Origin of the sequence: Alkalibacterium putridalgicola, assembly GCF_040959045.1 — a bacterium.
In the GTDB taxonomy this organism is placed as follows: domain Bacteria; phylum Bacillota; class Bacilli; order Lactobacillales; family Carnobacteriaceae_A; genus Alkalibacterium; species Alkalibacterium putridalgicola.
Map to the genome: position 1 here is coordinate 2,091,789 of NZ_CP162615.1, position 20,184 is coordinate 2,111,972.

At 43.1% G+C, this 20,184-nt stretch carries 18 protein-coding genes and 1 pseudogene; 4 read left to right on the forward strand and 15 right to left on the reverse strand.

The window, feature by feature from the left end; translation table 11 throughout:
- Positions 1 to 420 precede the first annotated feature (420 nt).
- From rpiA to murB, 8 genes and pseudogenes are all read right to left on the reverse strand, one after another.
- Positions 421 to 1,098 (reverse strand): ribose-5-phosphate isomerase RpiA, encoded by a 678-nt coding sequence (gene rpiA / locus AB4027_RS09960; RefSeq protein ID WP_368645220.1) that lies wholly within the window; start codon positions 1,096 to 1,098, stop codon positions 421 to 423.
- Between the two features lie 92 nt (positions 1,099 to 1,190).
- Entirely contained in the window at positions 1,191 to 2,258 is a 1,068-nt protein-coding gene (locus tag AB4027_RS09965) for a PotD/PotF family extracellular solute-binding protein (protein ID WP_368645221.1), read from the reverse strand.
- Positions 2,258 to 3,088, reverse strand: a complete 831-nt coding sequence (locus AB4027_RS09970) for an ABC transporter permease (RefSeq protein ID WP_368646427.1) — start codon at positions 3,086 to 3,088, stop codon at positions 2,258 to 2,260. Before AB4027_RS09970 ends, AB4027_RS09965 begins: the two co-directional genes overlap by 1 nt.
- 2 nt (positions 3,089 to 3,090) lie before the next feature.
- Complete coding sequence (locus tag AB4027_RS09975; protein WP_091489564.1) at positions 3,091 to 3,897, reverse strand: ABC transporter permease; 807 nt, start codon at positions 3,895 to 3,897, stop codon at positions 3,091 to 3,093.
- The gene (locus tag AB4027_RS09980) at positions 3,890 to 5,017 is read right to left on the reverse strand and encodes an ABC transporter ATP-binding protein (RefSeq protein WP_368645222.1); all 1,128 of its coding nucleotides are present in this window, start codon (positions 5,015 to 5,017) and stop codon (positions 3,890 to 3,892) included. Before AB4027_RS09980 ends, AB4027_RS09975 begins: the two co-directional genes overlap by 8 nt.
- A 76-nt stretch (positions 5,018 to 5,093) precedes the next feature.
- Positions 5,094 to 5,552, reverse strand: coding sequence for an NUDIX hydrolase (locus AB4027_RS09985; RefSeq protein WP_368645223.1), 459 nt, complete (start codon positions 5,550 to 5,552; stop codon positions 5,094 to 5,096).
- 2 nt (positions 5,553 to 5,554) lie between these two features.
- Positions 5,555 to 6,475, reverse strand: coding sequence for a Gfo/Idh/MocA family protein (locus AB4027_RS09990; protein ID WP_368645224.1), 921 nt, complete (start codon positions 6,473 to 6,475; stop codon positions 5,555 to 5,557).
- Between the two features lie 228 nt (positions 6,476 to 6,703).
- Positions 6,704 to 7,600 (reverse strand): annotated as a pseudogene (gene murB / locus AB4027_RS09995) (UDP-N-acetylmuramate dehydrogenase); the annotation flags it as partial.
- A 429-nt stretch (positions 7,601 to 8,029) separates the two neighbouring features.
- Between murB and AB4027_RS10000 the strand changes: the two are divergent.
- Positions 8,030 to 10,663, forward strand: coding sequence for a cation-translocating P-type ATPase (locus AB4027_RS10000; RefSeq protein WP_368645225.1), 2,634 nt, complete (start codon positions 8,030 to 8,032; stop codon positions 10,661 to 10,663).
- 171 nt (positions 10,664 to 10,834) lie between these two features.
- Entirely contained in the window at positions 10,835 to 11,359 is a 525-nt protein-coding gene (locus tag AB4027_RS10005; protein WP_368645226.1) for a 3'-5' exonuclease, read from the forward strand.
- A 47-nt stretch (positions 11,360 to 11,406) separates the two neighbouring features.
- On the opposite strand, the gene AB4027_RS10010 is transcribed toward AB4027_RS10005, so the two are convergent.
- The 3 genes from AB4027_RS10010 to AB4027_RS10020 all read right to left on the reverse strand — a co-directional run bounded on the left by AB4027_RS10010 (position 11,407) and on the right by AB4027_RS10020 (position 13,613).
- Complete coding sequence (locus tag AB4027_RS10010; protein WP_368645227.1) at positions 11,407 to 11,925, reverse strand: N-acetyltransferase family protein; 519 nt, start codon at positions 11,923 to 11,925, stop codon at positions 11,407 to 11,409.
- A complete protein-coding gene (gene tsaE, locus AB4027_RS10015) occupies positions 11,918 to 12,376 on the reverse strand; it encodes a tRNA (adenosine(37)-N6)-threonylcarbamoyltransferase complex ATPase subunit type 1 TsaE (protein ID WP_368645228.1) in 459 nt (152 codons plus the stop codon). The genes AB4027_RS10010 and tsaE overlap by 8 nt, the downstream gene beginning before the upstream one ends.
- Before the next feature lie 772 nt (positions 12,377 to 13,148).
- Positions 13,149 to 13,613, reverse strand: coding sequence for a Dps family protein (locus AB4027_RS10020; RefSeq protein WP_091490110.1), 465 nt, complete (start codon positions 13,611 to 13,613; stop codon positions 13,149 to 13,151).
- A gap of 137 nt (positions 13,614 to 13,750) precedes the next feature.
- On the opposite strand from AB4027_RS10020, the gene AB4027_RS10025 reads away from it, so the two are divergent.
- Positions 13,751 to 14,389: an MBL fold metallo-hydrolase gene (locus AB4027_RS10025; RefSeq protein ID WP_091490113.1), complete on the forward strand. Its 639-nt coding sequence runs from the start codon at positions 13,751 to 13,753 to the stop codon at positions 14,387 to 14,389.
- A gap of 1 nt (position 14,390) precedes the next feature.
- Positions 14,391 to 15,362, forward strand: a complete 972-nt coding sequence (locus AB4027_RS10030) for an asparaginase (RefSeq protein ID WP_368645229.1) — start codon at positions 14,391 to 14,393, stop codon at positions 15,360 to 15,362.
- A gap of 51 nt (positions 15,363 to 15,413) precedes the next feature.
- On the opposite strand, the gene AB4027_RS10035 is transcribed toward AB4027_RS10030, so the two are convergent.
- From AB4027_RS10035 to AB4027_RS10050, 4 genes are all read right to left on the reverse strand, one after another.
- Positions 15,414 to 16,859 carry a glycoside hydrolase family 32 protein gene (locus tag AB4027_RS10035; protein WP_368645230.1) on the reverse strand — a complete coding sequence of 482 codons (1,446 nt, stop codon included), beginning with the start codon at positions 16,857 to 16,859 and terminating at the stop codon, positions 15,414 to 15,416.
- 15 nt (positions 16,860 to 16,874) lie between these two features.
- Positions 16,875 to 18,260, reverse strand: coding sequence for a PTS transporter subunit EIIC (locus AB4027_RS10040; RefSeq protein WP_368645231.1), 1,386 nt, complete (start codon positions 18,258 to 18,260; stop codon positions 16,875 to 16,877).
- A gap of 116 nt (positions 18,261 to 18,376) precedes the next feature.
- Entirely contained in the window at positions 18,377 to 19,366 is a 990-nt protein-coding gene (locus tag AB4027_RS10045; protein WP_368645232.1) for a LacI family DNA-binding transcriptional regulator, read from the reverse strand.
- Positions 19,350 to 20,123 (reverse strand): acyl-[acyl-carrier-protein] thioesterase, encoded by a 774-nt coding sequence (locus tag AB4027_RS10050; RefSeq protein ID WP_368645233.1) that lies wholly within the window; start codon positions 20,121 to 20,123, stop codon positions 19,350 to 19,352. The genes AB4027_RS10045 and AB4027_RS10050 overlap by 17 nt, the downstream gene beginning before the upstream one ends.
- Between the last annotated feature and the right edge of the window lie 61 nt (positions 20,124 to 20,184).

The window sequence follows — 20,184 nt, forward strand, 5'->3', positions numbered from 1 at the left end:
CCTGTTGAGTTTCAGTAATTGAGCCTTATAACAGGAACTCGTTCTAATTTTCTATCTTGAGATACGGCTATAGTACCTTATAATAGGAACTCGTTCTAGTTTTCTATCTTGAGATACGGCTATAGTACCTTATAATAGGAACTCGTTCTAGTTTTCTATCTTGAGATACGGCTATAGCGCCTTATAATAGGAACTCGTTCTAGTTTTCTATCTTGAGATACGGCTATAGCGCCTTATAATAGGAACTCGATACTTTCTATTTACTGGAGTTCCTGCTATATCGCTGGATAATAGTTGCTCGGCAAACCGAAACGCAATGAGTTCCTATTATCACATACTCAGACAGCACAAACTGTTTTCATTCGAAGGTAAAAGGTGCAATGAGGTTTTCCCCTCATTACACCTTTGTCCTCATTATACTTAACGTTTGACTTCTTTTACTTCAGGACCGTCTTCGGTGCCTACAATGACTTTTGTGACACAATCTAAGAATAAACCGTGTTCCACAACACCAGTCAGTGAATCCAGCCATTTAGCCAGTTCGTGCGGGTTATCGATCTGTTCCAAATGCAGGTCAATGATATAGTTCCCAGAATCCGTCAAGTATAACTCATCATTGTCATCTTTTCTGAAGCTTGGTTTCATGTCTTTTTCTTTGAATAAACGGAAAACCTGCTGGCAGCCGAATTTGACGACTTCGACCGGCAGTGGAAACGCACCGAGTTTATGAACAAGCTTGCTGTCGTCCACTATCCAGATTACTTCATCGGACTGGTTCGCCACCATTTTTTCAAACAAGTGGGCTCCCCCGCCTCCTTTGATCCCCTGATAATCATCAGAGATCTCGTCTGCACCATCAATCGTGACGTCTATTTTTTCCACATCATTGATGTCCTTTAAAGGAATACCCAATTCTTTCGCATGATCAGCTGTTCTGTGAGACGTGGTGACTCCGGTTATTGACAAACCGTCTTCTTTCACACGCTTCCCCACTGCTTCCACCATGTAGTAAGCCGTTGATCCTGTGCCCAAGCCAACGACCATACCATCTTTAACAAATTCTGCCGCTTTATTCCCAACCATTTCTTTTAAATTCATATGCATTAACTCCTTTATTTAGTCTTGATTCAATTATAGCACAGAATAGAAAAAGTGAGGATCCGGTCTGGATCCTCACTTACCCTAAACGATTATTTGAACATCTTGAATTCCAGGAACAGCTCGTTGTAAAGACCCGTATATTCCGGACCAAGATCTTCATACACTTCAAGATCATCGATCATGTCCTGGCTGGGATAAAACTGTTTATCTTCGATCGTTTCTTCTGGAAGGTGCTCCATCGCTGATTTGTTCGGCGTACTGTAGCCGATGTAATCGGCATTCTGAGCAGCTACTTCAGGTTCCAGCATAAAATTGATAAAGGCATATGCCGCTTCCTCATTTTGAACCGTGTGAGGGATCACCATATTATCAAACCATAAGTTAGAGCCTTCCTCAGGCAGGATGTACGAGATGGCTTCATTTTCCCACATCATATCCGCCGCTTCACCAGAATAGGTCACCGCCAAAGCTGCTTCTTCCTGGATCATGTACATTTTGATCTCGTCAGCAACGAGGGCTTTCATATTAGGTACCAAGTCGACCAGTTTTTCAGCAGCTGCATCGAGTTCTTGTGCATCCTTAGAATTCAAAGAGTACCCCAGCGTCTGCAGCCCGATACCGATGACTTCTCTTGCTCCGTCAATCATCAGAATACGGTCTTCATATTTGGGATCATATAGCTCTTCCCAGCTTGCAGGAGGGTCTTCTAAAAGATCTGCATTGTAGGCGATCCCTAGTGTCCCCCAGAAATAAGGGATCGAGTACTGGTTGCCCGGATCAAAGTTCAGATCCAGAAAGTCTTCATCGATATGCTCAAGTCCTTCGATTCGGGAATGATCAAGCGGTATGACGAGGTTTTCCTCCATCATGCGCTCGATCATATATTCGCTTGGAACGATCAGATCATAGCCTGTCCCGCCCTGCTGTACTTTCGTATACATGGCCTCGTTCGAATCGAATGTTTCGTAAACGACTTGATACCCCGTCTCCTCTTCAAAACGATCCAGCAGTTCAGGATCGATATAGTCGCCCCAGTTGTATAGATGAAAGATCTCCGATCCGCTCGTGCCTTCTGCATGCTCGATCAGTGTTTTGCTGAAGTACAGCCCGCTCGCCAGTGCTATGATCAGGAATGAAAATAAAGTCAGCTTTTTCATTATGGCATCACCGCCTTCTCATGATTTGTTGGATCCACAGCCAATATCTTCTTCCGGGTACGCTGCTGCTTTTGTATAAAGTAATACCCGACGACGATGGCCATGGCTACTAAAAAGAGGACCGTGCTCAGTGCATTGATCTCCAGACTTACACCCTGACGTGCCCGCGAGTAGATTTCTACGGACAGTGTGGCGAAGCCGTTTCCTGTAACGAAAAAGGTGACAGCAAAATCATCGATCGAATAGGTAAAGGCCATGAAGAAACCTGCCAGAATACCCGAGCTGATGCTTGGCAGGATGATTTCTTTCAAAACCTGCCACTGGCTTGCCCCTAGATCTCTGGCGGCCGTTATCATGTGCGGGTTCATCTCTTCAAGCCTCGGCAGCACCATCAGCACGACGATAGGAATGCTGAAAGCGATATGAGAAAAGAGTACAGAATAAAAACCTAATCTGAAACCGACCAACGTGAACAGCAGGAGAAAGCTTGCTCCGATGATGACATCCGGCGAGACCAGCATGATATTATTTAAACTCATCAGCAGGCCCTGCGTGCGCCTTTTCCTAGAAAAATAAATACCGATAGCTCCCATCGTTCCGATCACTGTGGCAGCCAGAGATGAGATCAAGGCTACGCGCACAGTATCCAGAGCGATCGTCAATAGTCTCGTATCCTCTGCAAGCGCGGTGTAATGTTCTAAAGTAAAACCGTCGAACTGATTCATCGTTCCTGCTGCATTGAATGAATAATAAATCAGGTAAAAAATAGGCAGGTACAGCAAGACGAATACCACAAATAAATAAACTGAAGAAAGCTTTGTATTCTTCACCATCAGCGTGTGCCTCCTCTTTGACGCTTTTTGGTCAGGGCCATCACGGCAAACATAATGACGATGAGAACGATCCCCATCGTAGAGCCCATCCCCCAGTTCTGCGTGACTAAAAAGTGCTGTTCTATAGCTGTACCTAAGGTCATGACTCGGTTACCGGCGATAAGCCGCGTCAGCATGAACAGAGACAGGGAGGGGATGAATACGGCTTGTATCCCGCTTCTTACCCCAGATAAAGACAAGGGATAAATAACCGAGCGGAACGTCTGCCATTCATTTGCCCCTAGATCCCGGCTGGCTAATGTCAGCGATTCATCGATATCGTCGATGGCGTTGAACACCGGCAGCAGCATAAACGGAATCTCGATATAGGTGGCAACGATCAGAAAACTCAGTCGGGTGAAAAGCAGGGGCTGTGCGCCGATGCCCATAAACGCCAGCAGCTGATTGACCATACCGGACTGGCTTAAAATTCCAATAAAGGCGTATGCTTTGAGCAGGATATTCATCCAGGTCGGCAGGATCATAACTAATAGCCATAAATGCTTGTGCTCTGTCCTTGTCAGGAAATAAGCAGCCGGATAGCTGATGAGAAGGGTCATGACAGTGATCAGAAAGGCATAGAGAAAACTCTGACCGGTCATTGTCAAATATACAGGCGACGTGAAGTAGCTTGTAATATTTAATAGGGTAAAGCTACCGTCCATCCCTCTAAAGGACTGAAAGAGCAGCAGCAGGACAGGAACGATGACAAAAAGTCCCATCCATAAATAATAAGGCACAGATAAGAGCTTCCTCTGTCTAACCATCGACACCGCCCCCTTTTTCCACAGCGTCCGCAACCGAGGCATACTGTTCGATACGCTCGTCAAAGGCTTCTTCCGTTTCGCCTAAGCGCATGATATGGATATCCTCAGGATGGAACTGCAGGCCGACGACTTTACCGGGTTCTGACTTCCTGGTCGAATGGATCATCCATTCATTGGCGTCCAGGTCGTGACCGACGATCTCGTAATGTACCCCGCGAAAGAGCTGCGTCTCTACCGTTATCTGGATCTGGCCTAAAGTAGCGTCAGTCAGCGTCAAGTCCTCCGGCCGAATAACAACGTCGACTTTTTCATTCGGATTCATCCCGCCATCCACGCAGGCAAAGCTTTTCCCGGCAAAGGAGACCTGGTAATCAGAGACCATCCGCCCTTCAACGATATTGCTTTCCCCTATAAAATCAGCTACATAGCGATTGATCGGTTCGTCGTATATGTCGATTGGCGTCCCTGTCTGAATGATCTCACCGTCTTTCATGACCATGATCTCATCACTCATTGCCAAAGCTTCTTCCTGATCATGCGTCACAAATAAGAACGTAATACCCAAACGACGCTGAAGTTCTCTTAGCTCATACTGCATCTCTGTTCGCAGCTTTAAATCAAGTGCTGAAAGCGGCTCGTCAAGCAGGAGGACATCGGGTTCATTAACGATGGCGCGGGCGATCGCGACACGCTGTTTCTGCCCGCCGGACATTTCACTGATCTCTCGTTTTTCGTATCCTGTAAGACGAACCAGGCGCAGTGCTGTTTTCACTTTTTCTACTGTTTCTTTTTTGTTTATCTTTTTCATTTTCAGCCCGAAAGCCACATTATCGAAAACATTCATATGCGGGAACAAGGCATAATCCTGAAAAACTGTGTTAACTTTTCGTTTCTCGGAAGGTGTCTTTGCTGCATTCTCTCCATTCAAGTTAACGAGCCCCTCAGAAGGTTCCGTAAATCCAGCGATGATGTTAAGGATCGTCGATTTACCACAGCCTGAAGGGCCTAATAATGTATAAAATTTCCCTTTTTCTAATTCAAACGTAATATCTTTCAATACACTTTCTTCTTCATATTTTTTTTCGACTTGCTTGAAGGAAACAATGATTTCTTCCGTCAACAAAAAACACCCCTTTATAACCGATTTTATCGAACCTTTTTATTATAGCCGGCAAGGGGTGAAAAGCAATATATATTTACTTTTTATTAGAATAATATTCGATAAATGTGTTCAAAAATTGGCGCCACCGAACGTTAATGTTTTCTGGGATGTTTTTCATTGAAAAATACTGCAGCTGCATTGATTCCTGAGAGTCGGCATTAAGAATTCCTTCAAAGTCAGTGACATGGTACAGTGCGGTCACTGAGTAGTATTCATCTCCGTTGGCCAAGCTGACGAAAAAGTCTTTTCCGGATAAAATGTCTACGAAATGATAGGCTTTGACAGTCAGGTTCGTTTCTTCTTTCACTTCACGGATCAGCGTCTCTTCAAAACTCTCCCCCAGTTCCATGAGTCCGCCCGGCAGCCCCCATGACTTGTCCGGACGCTGCTGCAGCAGGACTTCACCATCGTGATTCAAAATAAAAGCGACCGAACCGTTCAAAATAACAGTATCGTGTCCGATCTTCTCTCTTAAACCTTGAACATAATCCATGATTACGACCCGTGATTCTTATACTTCTGTATGATCGTTTCGCAGATCTCATGACTGAGCTGTGCACTTTTTAGGGAGACAGGGTTTGGGCTGCCTGTTTCTACGGCTTCTATAAAGGCTTTGATCATTGGGACGAATCCTCTTTTTTCCAGAGTCGGTACCCAGTCACCCGCTTTAATAAGCGTTTCGCCTTTTTCTGTATATGTTGTTTTATCGGTCAGGTTTTCCAGTACAACGGTCTCTGCCTGACTCTGTACTTCATACTTTTCAAGTTTGGTCCCTGATTCATTATTTACAGCTACATACGCTGTGGATTGCGAAGTCTTCAAAAGCACCGAGGCCCGTTTAAACTGGTCGCCTTCAACAACGACTTCAGCATGGATGACTTCAGCCGGTTCATCCATCAGGTAAAGCGCCGTATCCAGTGGATGAATCATCAGGTCATAGATGCGGTACCTGACTTCAAAGTCTGTTTTATTGACCTGGTTTTTCTGCAGGATCAGATGATTCTTATTCGTCATCTGCTTCATTTCCTGAACCATGGGCGCAAACCGTCTGTTGAACCCTGTCATGAGCAGCGTATCCTGTTCCTCCGCATAATCCAGTAAGGCTTTAGTTTCTCTGCTGTTTTCAGTCAGGGGCTTATCCACGAAAACAGGTATGCCTTTCTCAAGAAATGCGCGGCAGACTTCTTCATGCGTGTCTGTAGGTGTATGGATAAAGGCGGCGTCCACTAGGTCCAGCAAGTCATGCCAGTCTGTGAATTGATGATCTTCCGGCACTCCATATGTAAGCCCTGTGTCTCTCAGTGTTTTTTCAGTACGTGTAGAAAAGTACCATTCGTGCTCCGGGAATTGTGTGGTATATACAGGCAAGTAAGCTTTTTTCGCTATACTACCCAGTCCGATAACGCCTATTTTCATATTGTGATCCTCCGTTTATCTTTAATATATTCAGCATAACACGAGATGAAGGTTTTGACACTTTATTCATAAAAAAACTACACACTCTGCTTTAGGCAAGAATGTGTAGTCCTGTTCTATATTTTATTTAATACCTTCGTCCATTAACGGGGTCTTGCTGAATTTTGACTTCAGTGACGTTTTGGCTTTGTTGATCAGAATACGCCCGGTATTTTCTTCAGGCACGAGATCATCCCCAATGATTTTGACTTCCGTTTCCAGAGTCACGCCATCTTTTTCAAGAATGACTTCCTTGATGTGTTCAATCAATTCGATATAATCCGTTGCTGTCGCATTATCGATGTTCACGATAAAGCCGGCATGTTTAGTCGATACTTGAGCGCCTCCCCATGTATAGCCCTGTAGATCCGCATCCTGGATGAGCTTTCCAGTGAAGTACCCTGTCGGACGCTTGAAGACTGATCCGCAGGAAGGGTATTCCAGCGGCTGCTTGGATGTTCTCAAATAAGTCAATTCATCCATTTTTTCTTTTATCTCTTCCTTATCACCAGGTTCAAGCTCAAATAATACTTCCAATGCAATATCATCGGATTCCTGCAGTAAACTGTGACGATAATCGAAGTCCATATCCTCGTTGGCCATTTCTTTCATTTCACCTTCACGCGTCAGGATGGTGACTTTTCTGATCACTTCTTTTACTTCGCCGCCATACGCACCGGCATTCATGTAAACCGCACCCCCGACACTTCCGGGGATACCGCAGGCAAATTCGAGACCTGTCAGTCCGGCTTCATAGGCACGTTTGCTGACTTCTATTAAAGGCGCACCGGTAAACACTCGAATACTGTTGTCCTGAATCGATATTTTGTTCATATCGGTCAGAATAATGGTCGCTCCGCGAATACCACCATCTTTAACAATCAGGTTACTGGCATTGCCTAAAATGGTCAGCGGCCAGTCATTTTCATTCAACCATTGGACCAGGGCCTGAACCTCTTCCTTGCTCTTTGGAAAGATCAGAGCATCTGCAGGTCCGCCTGTCTTGGTATATGTATACTTGGACAAAGGCTCATCTTTTTTTATATTCGCATCGGGAAATGCATTCATCAAGTCTTGTATAGTCATGGATTCAGTGATTCCTCTCGTATAGATAATTGAGTAATTTCATTATCATTGTAACATCATTAAATAATCACGTTTAGTTTAACACTATTACATGCAATTGTGTAGAATTATCTGTTATTTGTCACTTAATCGACACGTGATGTTTTTAGTACCCTATTATTCCGTGCGTCAAGTTTTCTGTTTTTACAAAGTAAGCTCCTTTCTTTAAAACATCTGACTTGCTTTTTGACCTGGACTTAACTATAATTAATTTGACATTTAAATAATATATATGCGGGAGTAACTTGCAGATCAATTCTGTTGCAGTGCCACCATTCGCAGACTGATTATCTGCTGGTGCTGTATTAAATAGTGAGACGTATACGGAACAGCCATCACTCATTCCGTATGCGTCTTTTTTACTTACTTCAACATAGAAAGGATAAAAAAATGAATTATTATCAAGAATCAAAAGACAAGGTACTCGAATCCATCGATACTTCTCGTCAAGGTCTCAGCCAGTCGGAGGCGGAGAAACGACTGGAGGAAAATGGATACAACGAGATAAGCCGTAAAGAGAAGAAATCGATTTTCTCCATGTTCATCGAATCGTTTAAAGATCCAATGGTCATTGTCTTATTGATCGTAGCGATCGTGCAAGTAGCTATTGGAGAATGGATCGAATCACTCATTATTTTCATTGTGTTGATATTGAATGCGATTCTAAGTGTAGTTCAGACGAAAAAAGCCGAAGATTCTCTTGAATCTCTGGAGAAGATGTCTGCACCGACCGCCAATGTTTACCGAGATGGCAATCCGAAGCAGATCGAAGCCAGAAATCTGGCGGTTGGTGATGTTGTCATCCTAGAAGCTGGCGATAACATCCCTGCTGACGGACGACTGATCGAAGCGGAGTCTCTGCAGGTCGAAGAAGGCGCACTGACCGGTGAGTCTATGCCTTCTGAAAAAACAGTTGATCCACTTAAGGAAGATACACCGCTTGCTGACCGAATCAACATGGTTTACAGCAGTACGATGGTCACTGCCGGACGTGGAGTCATGGTCGTCACTTCAACAGGTGAAGAGACAGAGATGGGGAAAGTTGCCGAACTCGTGCAAAGCGCTTCTGCCAAACAAACACCTCTACAGAGAAGACTGGCAGATTTCAGTAAAAAACTGGGTATCGCTATCCTGCTCTTATCTATTCTTATTTTCGGTATCCAAGCAGCTCGAATTTTCCTTGGAGACACACAGGACGTCACTGTCCCATTGCTTAACGCTTTCATGTTTGCTGCTGCTGTTGCTGTTGCAGCCATTCCGGAAGCCCTGCAGTCTATTGTGACGATCGTCTTATCCGTTGGTACGAATAAAATGGCTAAACAGCATGCAATCATCAGACAACTGCCGGCTGTTGAGACGCTCGGTTCAACGAGTGTCATCTGTACAGATAAAACAGGGACCTTGACACAGAATAAGATGACTGTTGTAGATGAGTATATTCCAAACGGTGAATCTCACCTCTTCTCAGGAGACAGTAGTTCCTGGTCAGAATCAGAGAAGATCCTGATGCAGATCGCTGTATTGACAAACGATTCAACGATCAATGAAAAGGATGAATCCAGTGGTGATCCAACTGAGGTTGCCCTGATAGCCTACAGTAATAAACAAGAGCTTCCTTACGGTTCAGTTAGAGATGAATATCCAAGACTTGCCGAACTGCCTTTTGACTCGAGCCGTAAACGCATGTCGACTGTCCATGAAATCGACGGGGAAAAACGCCTGTTGACTAAAGGTGGACCCGATGTCTTGTTCGAACTCTGTTCACGAATCAAACTAAACGGTGAAATCGTTGAACTCACCGAAGAACGTTTAGAAGAATTGAAACAGAAAAATGAAGAATTTTCTGATCAGGCGATGCGTGTTCTTGCCTTTGCGTATAAACCGATCGATTCGACAGAAGTCAGTATCGAAGATGAAGACGACCTGATTTTCATTGGTCTTCTTGCCATGATCGATCCGCCACGCGAAGCCGTCTATCATGCAGTAGAAGACGCTGCCAACGCTGGAGTACGCACAGTCATGATCACAGGGGACCATAAAACAACAGCTCGTGCGATCGGTCGTGATTTGAACATCTTCAAAGAAGGCGACTTGGCTTATACCGGACAGGAACTGGATGCCTTATCCGAAGAAGAGCTGATGGATCAGCTGGAAGATATCACGGTTTATGCCCGAGTAACACCTGAAAATAAAATCCGGATCGTTACGGCCTGGGAGAACAAAAACCAGATCACGGCGATGACAGGTGATGGTGTCAATGATGCCCCTGCCTTGAAACAGGCCGATATCGGAATTGCGATGGGCAGCGGAACCGATGTGGCTAAAGATGCCTCTGCTATGATCTTGACGGATGACAACTTTGTATCTATCGTTAAAGCTATTTCCGTCGGCCGTACCATTTACAGTAATATCAAGAAATCTATTGCTTATCTTTTCTCAGGAAACTTAGGCGCCGTCATCGCGATCATCTTTGCTTTGATCGTGAACTGGGTGAGCCCGTTCACTGCCCTGCAGCTCCTATTTATCAATCTGGTCAATGACTCATTGCCAGCTATTGCACTTGGACTTGAGCCTGCAGAACCGAACGTGATGGAAGAGAAACCGCGAGATCCTAATGAGTCTATTTTCTCAGGCAACACCTTCAGAATCGTTGCTTTCCGTGGTGCGCTGATTGCTATTGCGGTCATTATTTCTCAGTATATCGGACTTCAGACTTCTGATGAAATGAGTGTGGCCATGGCCTTTACGACACTCATTTTGTCACGTACGCTGCAGGTATTCCCGGCTCGTTCCAATGTAGAAACAAGCATCGGTGCAGGATTCTTCAGGAACAAATTCGTGATCCTGGCCTTTGTCGTCTGTCTGGGACTTTACGGTATCACTTTACTGCCGGCCGTCAGAAGTATCTTCGCTATTCCTGCCGCATTCGGCTTAACAGAATGGGCTATAGCTGCCGGACTGGCGTTTGCTACAACGATCATTATGGAATTAAGAAAAGTCGTCCTGCCTTACAAGCTGGACTAAATAATCATTTCTTCATGCGCGTATCCTGAGAATGGATGCGCGCATGTTTTTTATTCCTGAATGCAACAAAAGTTTGTCATTTCCCCATTAAGCCTTTGTTCGTCTTGAAAGTTCAGGTAATCATGCTATACTGTAAAGACTAAACAGAATGACTTTAAAAGAGGGTTATATATGAACTTTACAGCTATAGATTTTGAAACAGCCAACCGTCAGTCACACAGTGCCTGTTCTGTTGCGTTGACTATTGTTAGAGACAGCAAGATCGTTGACGAGTATTACACCCTGATTCAGCCGGAAACGTGGTTTGACCGGATGAATACTCGTATACACGGCATACAGGAATCAGATGTGTATGATGCACCCAAGTTTCCTGATGTCTGGAACGACATGAAACAATTTTTCACACCTGACCAGCTGGTCGTGGCTCACAACATGCCTTTTGACAAACGGATTTTGACGGGCACACTAGGGTACTATGGTGTAAGCGCACCTATGTTTAAAACGTTATGTACGGTCCAGTCTTCCCGTGCCTTGCTGCGGGAACTGCCGAATCATAAACTCAATACAGTGGCCGATTATTATGGTATCCCTTTAAATCATCACCATGCCCTTGATGATGCGCGAGCAAGTGCCACCATTCTGATCAACCAGGAAAAAGAATTTGGTCCTTCATCACTGAACCGTTTCATAAAATAAAAAGAAGTCAGGCGTAAAGATCGCCTGACTTCTTTTTATTTATCTATTTATATCAACTTACTCATAAGGCAGACATTCAGCAACTGCCCATCATCTTTGACCCCGCGTTCAATGATCGCTTCGAGCTTGAAGCCTAATTTTTCATAAATATAACGTGCACGGGCATTCCGTTCCTGGACCTGCAGCTGAAGTCGACTCAACACAGGAGAAGCATCGGCCCAGAGCAGCAGTTCCTCCATCATCAATGTCCCTAAACCATAGCCCCAATAGGCTTTGTCTATGACGATCCCAATGTCCCCTATGTGCTCGATTTTTGGCTTGTCTGAGCCGTGTATGGAGGCTATACCGATGATTTCGTCATCCACCAAAGCAACGAACACGCTATTGTTAAATGAATCATAAATCTTTGCAAGCTGTTTTGCTTCCTCTTCCACAGTTATCCCAACGCCTTCTGTCCCTTGCGTCATGAAACCAGTCTGGGTCGCCGTTTTATTCAGTAATTCCAGTATCTGTTCTGCATCGCCCGGAATGGCTTCGCGTATAATACAGTCGATGGCTTCACTCATTCTCTAATCGCTCCATTATCTGCTGATATTTTTCTCCCTGTGCTGTGACGATCAGCTCACGTTTATCTGACCCAGGCAGAACACTGATCTGGATCATCAGGTATTTGTCGGGCAGTTCATCCTGCATATACGAGCCCCACTCAACGATGGTCACACCATCACCATAAAAGTATTCCTCCAGGCCAAGATCCTCGTCTTCAGCATCTTCAAGGCGGTACAAATCCATATGGTACAACGGTAATCTGCCATCCATGTATTCTTTGATCAGGGTATATGTCGGACTTTTAATGATCCTCTCTATACCAAGTCCCTCAGCGATCCCCTTTGTGAAAGTCGTCTTTCCTGCTCCCAGCTGACCTTCCAGTAGTATAGTCATACCCGGTTCCAGTTGACCAGCAATTTTTTCAGCAATATTTTTTGTTTCCTGTTCATTTTCTGTGATTATTTTCATAGTAACCCTTCTTTACTCTTAACTAATCATAATCCTATCACATTTTTTAAGAAAAACATACTTTTAAAGAATGATCTGTTGCCGGTATTTCATATATTTGTCCGATATTTAGATGAGATTATCTTAATGAAATTTTTGTGCCTTTCGTCTGCTTTGTTCCATGATGAAGGGCACATATCCGTCACTTTTGTGCCCTTCATCTACTTTGTTCCATACTGAAGGGCACATATCCACTACTTTTGTGCCCTTTGTCTACTTTGATGTATGCTGAAGGGCACATATCCACTACTTTTGTGCCCTCCGTCTGCTTTGATGCATGCTGAAGGGCACATATCCACTACTTTTGTGCCCTCCGTCTGCTTTGATGCATGCTGAAGGGCACATATCCACTACTTTTGTGCCCTTCGTCTACTTTGTTCCATACTGAAGGGCACATATCCACTACTTTTGTGCCCTCCGTCTGCTTTGATGCATGCTGAAGGGCACATATCCACTACTTTTGTGCCCTTCGTCTGCTTTGTTCCATACTGAAGGGCACATATCCACTACTTTTGTGCCCTCCGTCTACTTTGTTCCATACTGAAGGGCACATATCCGTTACTTTTGTGCCCTCCGTCTGCTTTGATGTATGCTGAAGGGCACATATCTTTCATTTTTGATATACGGGCTGATCGTCATATCCGAATCGTTCTAATACAAAGACTAAGTCACGCTTCTCCATAATAAAAAGAGAGCCGGATGAATACCGGCTCCCCATATTGATTGTTATCTTTTATTTACCTAAGGCATTTTTACCTGAATAGGCCCATAGCATCCAAATCACTTTATCGATATACGCTTTCTGTTCGATCAGCATATCGACAGTTACATCATCGTTGTTTTCATCTACTAAATCGATGCCTTTAGCCAGTTCATCTCTAAGCTTTTCAAAGTCCTTGATGACCGCTTTGACAAAAGGTTCTTCAGGAATATATTTATTATCAAGCGATTCTTCAATGGCTGAATGATCGATAAATTCCTGGAGCGTTGAATAAGGTTCCCCACCGAGCTGCAGGAGTCTTTCTGCCGTATCATCCATGTGTACTGTTATTTCATCGTAATAATCTTCCAGCTTGACATGGAGATCAAAGAAATGATGTCCTCTGATGTACCAGTGTGCCTGATGAAGTTTTGTGTAGAATAGACCTTGTGTAGCGACCAGATTATTTAAACATTCTTTTACTTCGTTTGTTGACATACTTATTCCTCCTATTAATATTTTTTCCTTCTATGCATAGACTAAGCCAAATCTTTCACATACTCAACTATTATGCTTGAATCGACAGAAGATAATTATTTAGTTATACTAAATGAAGAACGAAGGAGGTCATTTTCATGGTTCAAGTTAAACAAATCGAAACAGGTGTTATTCAGGAAAACTGTTATATCATTTATAAAGGTTCAGATGCCCTGATCATCGATCCGGGTGACGAAACCAGTAAAATTAAAAACGAACTGGAACTGCTGGGGGTCACGCCTCTGGCTATTTTATTGACACATACTCACTATGACCACATTGGCGCCCTGGAGGATATGCGTGTCGATTATGAGATCCCGGTCTACGTCAGTCCAAAAGAACAGGAGTGGCTGGGTGATCCGCAACTGAATCTTTCTATTTACGGTACTCACGAAATCACTGCCAGGCCCGCTGAATTTACGTTTAAGCCATCAGAATTTATAACGATCGGTCCTTTTTCATTCAAAGTCGTCGAGACACCGGGCCATTCACCTGGAGGAGTCAGTTTCATTTTTGAAGAAGGCAAATGTGTTTTTTCAGGTGATGCCTTATTCAAAGGCAGCGTGGGACGGACGGACCTTCCCGGCAGTGAACCCGAAAAACTTATTCCAGCTGTTGAAGAAAAACTTTTGACTCTCCCAGATGACTATACGGTTTATCCAGGTCACCTCAAGTCAACAACAGTTGCGTATGAAATACGGACGAATCCTTATTTCAGAAAGAGAAAGGAGAAATAGAATGAAGCGCATTTTACTTTTGCATACTGGCGGGACGATATCCATGAGCACGGATCAGCGTACGGGTGCTGTTAAACCGAGTGATGAACACCCGCTCCACAAATACAGTCACTTATTTGAAGAAAATATAGAAATCGTTGAAGAAGATATTTTTCAGTTGCCCTCTCCCCACGTCACGCTGCAGCATATGCTGGATATACAGAAAAGACTGGCTGAAGCGATCGAAGAAGACCGTATCGATGGTGCAGTGATCACGCATGGAACAGATACATTGGAAGAAACAGCTTATTTTCTGGATTTAACTCTCGATGCACCCTTTCCTATCGTGTTGACCGGAGCCATGCGACCCACTGATGAAATCGGTTCGGATGGGGTCAGTAACCTTCAGAATGCCATCTGGACAGCCCTTGCTCCTGGTTCAAGTGATAAAGGGGTTCTCGTCGTCATGAATGAAGAGATCCATACAGCCCGTTACGTGACTAAGACACACACGACGAATGTCGCTACCTTCAGAACACCGACATTCGGTCCTATCGGGATCGTGTCAAAACATGAAGTCCGTTTTTTTCAGAAACTGGTCTTTGACGAAAATTATCCGATCCAGAACATAACGAAGAAAGTATATTTACTCAAAGCTTATGCGGATATGGACAGTACGTTGTTCGAAGCTCTTGCTTCTACAGAAATAGACGGACTGGTTATCGAAGCTTTAGGCGCAGGTAATATGCCTCCAGCCACACTTCCCGGCATTAAAAGGCTGCTGGATAAGAAAGTCGCTATCGTTATAACTTCCCGGGCATTCAATGGTATCGCTCAGGATATTTATGCTTACAAAGGAGGCGGCAAGCACTTGAAAGAACTGGGTGCAATTTTTGCCCCCGGATTGACTGGCATAAAAGCGCGTATCAAACTACAGGTCCTTCTGGAACAAAACTTAACTTCAGATGAAATAAATAAAATCTTTCAGAAATAAACAGAGCAGCCGGTGACATGGAAAATCATCCATATCACCGGCTGCTTTTGTTTATATAATCAAATCCCATTTAATGATGTCTAATCTGGAGGTTCCTTCGATAAGAATCGTTTCTTTTTCTTTCTTGGGATACACCCTTGAACTCATCACATATTCTCCATCATTCAGAAAAATTTCTATCGACGAAGTATCTGCGATCACATGGATCAAGTCCAAACCATCCACTTCGATCTGTCGCTCTGATCGCCCATAACCTGATGGACCGTGAGCCAAAGTAAATATCTGATTATCGTAAGACAGAATGGTATCTTCTTTCAAATGAATACTCACTTTTTCTTTAACTTCTTTCACATTGATAAGCATTTCGAACGTTTCCTGATTTTCGGCATTGAATTCAAATGAAGTCTCAATGTTTAACGATTTTTCTATCTTATTTGTTCTCAATGACTGATATTCTTTAAGGGGACGCTGTTTCAGTTCACCCTTTTCAACGGTCAATTCTCTTGGAAGTGTCATCGCATGCTGCCATCCTCTGGCAGTGGTTGGATTAGTATATTCCGGCCCCGTATCGCCAAGTCCCATCCAGCCCCAGAGAATACGTCTGCCGGATTCGTCTTCGAACGTCTGTGGCGCATAAAAATCAAAGCCTCTATCCAGTTCTTTAAATACGGATTGCGGTCTGAACCGCGCAGACTCCCAGTCCACTTCACCTAAATAATAACCGGCATTATGGATATTCTCAAATTCATAACTCGTGGGCTTTAATCCTTGTGGAGAAAAAATCAGAACATCTTTTTCAGCAGTTTCAAAATAATCGGGACACTCCCACATATAGCCCATTTCTTTCTCACCTTCCAGGAAAACGCCTTTATATTCCCATTCAAATAAATCGCTGGAAGTATATAACAGTATTTTCCCACGGTGATTTAACGCCCTTGACCCTAAAACCATATAGTATGACCCATTTTTTTCGAACACTTTCGGATCTCTAATATGATCCGTAAACCCTTCAGGATAGTCTTCATGTGCAATGACCACTTCTTCATACTCAATAGAGAAGCCATCTTTACTAACAATATGGACAGTATTCTGCTCACGCCCGCTATAGGTATAATCATGATCTCCAGGATTTTTTACATTACCTGTATAAAAGAAATGTATCTCATCATCTTTGACCAAAGCACTTCCTGAATAGACACCATCTTTATTGAAAGGCTTGTCAGGTGACAAGAAAATTTTCTCTTCTTTAAAATGTACCATATCCGTAGACGTTTTGTGTCCCCAATGGACGAGACCACCAGTCGCGTCATCAGGTACATATTGATGATACAAATGATAAACACCTTTAAACTGAACTGCACCATTTGGATCATTCATCCATCCCGTTTCCGGCATTTGATGAAAAGCTAACCGCCACGGATCGTTTTTTATTTTTAGTTTTAACTCTTTTTGAGTTTCAGTCAACTGTTTCCAGTACTCATTTGTTAATTCACTCATTTACAACACCCTTTTCTAGACACCCGCATTCAATTCTGCACTGATCTGTTTACTCTGTAAACGAACCATCAAAAAGGCTACAGCAAACGCTACAGCAATGACAACGATATACTGAATAAGAGCGGCAACACTATATGTGTATAGTAAAATACCCGGGATAAAGGTAATACCCACTCCAGAAGCCGCTAAACCAAAGATCGAAACCATGAATCCTCCGGCAGCTCCACCGATCATTCCTGATAAGAAAACTCGCAACACTCTTAAGTTTACACCAAATAATAACGGTTCAGTAATTCCAAACAATGTAGAAACTGATGAGGATAAAGCATTTGCTTTACCGATCTTGCTTTTCATGAGGTAAGCCGTTGCGACTGCCGCTCCGAACTGACCAGCCATTGATGCTGTTCCCAGCGTATTCAATACATTTCGTCCAGTATCACTGAGCAATCCTAATTCTACAATACTGAGTGAATGATGTAGACCGGTAATAACAATGACCTGCTGGAATGCTGAATAAATGACATACCCTATACCTAGAGGTGCTTCTACTAACCATACAATGCTATCAAGCACACCCGTTTCGATTGCCTGTAAAATCGGCCCTAAAACAAGCAGCATTGTAAATATCGTCACAGATAATGTCACGAAAGGTGTTACGATCAAGTCGATCATATCCGGCACGAATTTTCTCAAACCTTTTTCCAGTCTAGCAATGAGATACCCTGCGACTATAGCTGGAATGATCGATCCCTGATATCCCACTATTTCAAGTCCTAACAGCTGCATCGGTTCAGCATCTCCACTGGCTACAGCCCATGCATTAGGTAACTGCGGCGCCACCATCATCAAACCAACGACGATACCGATACTTGGATTGCCGCCGAATTTACGGGTCGCACTAAATGTGATCAGTACAGGTAAGAAAGCAAACGCTGTGTCTGTCAGCATTGCAAAAATAGCTAACCAGTTTTCATCCATTTCCAAACCTAATTCAAGTAATAATCCACGAACTCCCATAAGGAGACCCGTAGTAACAAGAACAGGAATCAAAGGAACTAAGATATCAGCTAGAACACGTACGACGCGTTGAGCAGGATTCAGGTTCTGATAAACATCATCTTTGAAATCACCGGATTTTTCTTTACCCCCAGCTTCTCCCATCTCTTCCTGCAGCTCTGCATAAACTTTATTTACTTTTCCGGTACCAAAAATAAACTGATGTTGTCCGGTATTGAAGAAATATCCTCTTGATTCAGGTATGCTCTCCGCTTTCTCTTTATCTAACTTATCGTCGTCCTTAAGTATTATGCGCAATCGCGTAGCACAATGCTCATAGTTTTTAATGTTCTCTTTTCCGCCGACGGCCTCAAATAGAGCGTTGAGTGATTCTTGAAATTTCATAATTGCCATCCTTTCTTTAACCGTTTTCATTTTATTTCCGTTCCCTTGATTGGAACCGGTTCTAATATAGATTAACAGGAACCGGTTCTAAATGCAAGCAAAAAGAAAGCACTTACTCAAACTTTCTTTTTATTTTTTGTAGACTGATTTATAACGAGTTCGTTAGACATTTCTATAACTTCGAGGATCTCCTCCTGATTGATCAGCGCCACTAATTTTTCAACGGCTTTTATTCCCATTTTTCTATACGGATAACTAACTGTGGTGATAGTCGGAGAAGTGTAGGCCGTCGTTTCATAGCCCCCAAATCCAGATAATGAAAAATCTTCAGGGACATTGTAGCCCAACTCAGTTGCTGCCTTTAACACCGCTACAGCGATATTATCTGTTGCACAGACAATGTACGTCGCTTCCAAATCTTTCAAAAAAGTTAAAGCTTTCTGATATGCTGCTGTACGTGAGAAATCACTCTCGATCGTTTCCACGATGGTCCCTTTTCTTGCCTTTACAACATCCAGAAATCCTTGTCTTCTTTCTATACCGACTGCTTTATCTGTTTCTGGTACACCGATATAGAGAAAATGTTCATGCCCCAACTCAAGTGAAAATTTCCCGATCTTCGCTCCAGCCTGATAATCCTGATGAATAATGCTGTTGATTCCATCCACTTTTTGACCAATAAAAAGAAAAGGCGTTCCTGAATTTTTAACAAGATCGACGTGTTCAGGCGTTATTTCTCTTGCAAACATAATAACCCCTTCTACTTTTTGTTTAGTTAACGTTTGAATGTTTTCATATTCTCTCTCATTATTCTGGTCAGAGTTAGTAATGATGAGCTTGTATCCTAACTTTCGTGACATCTCATCGATGCCTTCCAGCACTTCATTAGTAGAGGATGAATTGAGCCTTGGTATTATCACACCGATCATCTTTGTTTTCTGAGCCTTTAGACTTCTGGCAAAGGCATTGGGCTGATAGCCTCTTTTTTGAACGATCTCATCTATTTTCTTTTTTGTTTTTGGACTTACGGATCCGTTATTCAAATAACGCGAAACAGTACTTTTGGCTACCCCTGCTTCTTTTGCAATATCATTGATCGTTACCATCATTCAACTCCATTCCAGATTTTTCGATCCATTTGAAGGTCGCTGATGCATGTATCGTGCCTTCTACAGCTATACGATGATCGGAATACAGCTCGTCTTTAATACGCTTGCTTACGATACTTTTCACCGTATCCCCTTCTTTTACTTCTTTATCAAAGGTTATAATGCCATGCTGAATTTCATGTGCAGATAAAAAAGCAGGACTTAAGCTGTCTAACAGCCATTCGATATATTTCGAATTATTTACATGCTGATTGGCATCGATATCGAAATATCTCACAGTGTAGCCTTTCTCTTCCGCCTGATTTGAATTGACGTCCTGCGGCTTAGTACTCCGCCGGATTCGTTTCGAAAATTCTGCTCCATAAGGTTCAACGACTTCGCTGGAGATCCTATTCATTTTTCTGGTGGCATTATTCATCAATGCAAAGGTCGCCTTGACCTGGATCAGCTGCCTATTGTTCTTGTCTTTGACAATAAACTCCCGATATGTAAAAAGCTTGTTATACTCAGTCGCAAAGGTTTCTATTTCAACTTCTTCCTTATAAGTAGGCATTCGAGTGATATTAAATTCATATCTTAAGATGATCCAGCTTATTCCTCGCTCCCTCATAAAGGATTCTTCCCTGCCTAATCCAGCCGAATGATTCTCCGACACTTCCATAAGAAGATTCACCAGCATAGATAAGGTCAACTGCTGATTTCGGTCACACATATAGTAAGATATTACCTGATTTTGTTTATACGATTGATTCATATTGATTTCTCCTCTTATTTCATTATTTAAATTATAAAAGGAATAGACAGCTTTTACAATT

What these genes read in the sequence shown, in the direction of transcription:
- rpiA (WP_368645220.1), bottom strand. Translation starts at nt 1,098, where the DNA reads ATGAATTTAAAAGAAATGGTTGGGAATAAAGCGGCAGAATTTGTTAAA.
- AB4027_RS09965 (WP_368645221.1), bottom strand. Translation starts at nt 2,258, where the DNA reads ATGAAAAAGCTGACTTTATTTTCATTCCTGATCATAGCACTGGCGAGC.
- AB4027_RS09975 (WP_091489564.1), bottom strand. Translation starts at nt 3,897, where the DNA reads ATGGTTAGACAGAGGAAGCTCTTATCTGTGCCTTATTATTTATGGATG.
- AB4027_RS09985 (WP_368645223.1), bottom strand. Translation starts at nt 5,552, where the DNA reads ATGGATTATGTTCAAGGTTTAAGAGAGAAGATCGGACACGATACTGTT.
- AB4027_RS09990 (WP_368645224.1), bottom strand. Translation starts at nt 6,475, where the DNA reads ATGAAAATAGGCGTTATCGGACTGGGTAGTATAGCGAAAAAAGCTTAC.
- AB4027_RS10000 (WP_368645225.1), top strand. Translation starts at nt 8,030, where the DNA reads ATGAATTATTATCAAGAATCAAAAGACAAGGTACTCGAATCCATCGAT.
- AB4027_RS10005 (WP_368645226.1), top strand. Translation starts at nt 10,835, where the DNA reads ATGAACTTTACAGCTATAGATTTTGAAACAGCCAACCGTCAGTCACAC.
- AB4027_RS10010 (WP_368645227.1), bottom strand. Translation starts at nt 11,925, where the DNA reads ATGAGTGAAGCCATCGACTGTATTATACGCGAAGCCATTCCGGGCGAT.
- tsaE (WP_368645228.1), bottom strand. Translation starts at nt 12,376, where the DNA reads ATGAAAATAATCACAGAAAATGAACAGGAAACAAAAAATATTGCTGAA.
- AB4027_RS10020 (WP_091490110.1), bottom strand. Translation starts at nt 13,613, where the DNA reads ATGTCAACAAACGAAGTAAAAGAATGTTTAAATAATCTGGTCGCTACA.
- AB4027_RS10025 (WP_091490113.1), top strand. Translation starts at nt 13,751, where the DNA reads ATGGTTCAAGTTAAACAAATCGAAACAGGTGTTATTCAGGAAAACTGT.
- AB4027_RS10030 (WP_368645229.1), top strand. Translation starts at nt 14,391, where the DNA reads ATGAAGCGCATTTTACTTTTGCATACTGGCGGGACGATATCCATGAGC.
- AB4027_RS10035 (WP_368645230.1), bottom strand. Translation starts at nt 16,859, where the DNA reads ATGAGTGAATTAACAAATGAGTACTGGAAACAGTTGACTGAAACTCAA.
- AB4027_RS10040 (WP_368645231.1), bottom strand. Translation starts at nt 18,260, where the DNA reads ATGAAATTTCAAGAATCACTCAACGCTCTATTTGAGGCCGTCGGCGGA.
- AB4027_RS10045 (WP_368645232.1), bottom strand. Translation starts at nt 19,366, where the DNA reads ATGGTAACGATCAATGATATTGCAAAAGAAGCAGGGGTAGCCAAAAGT.
- AB4027_RS10050 (WP_368645233.1), bottom strand. Translation starts at nt 20,123, where the DNA reads ATGAATCAATCGTATAAACAAAATCAGGTAATATCTTACTATATGTGT.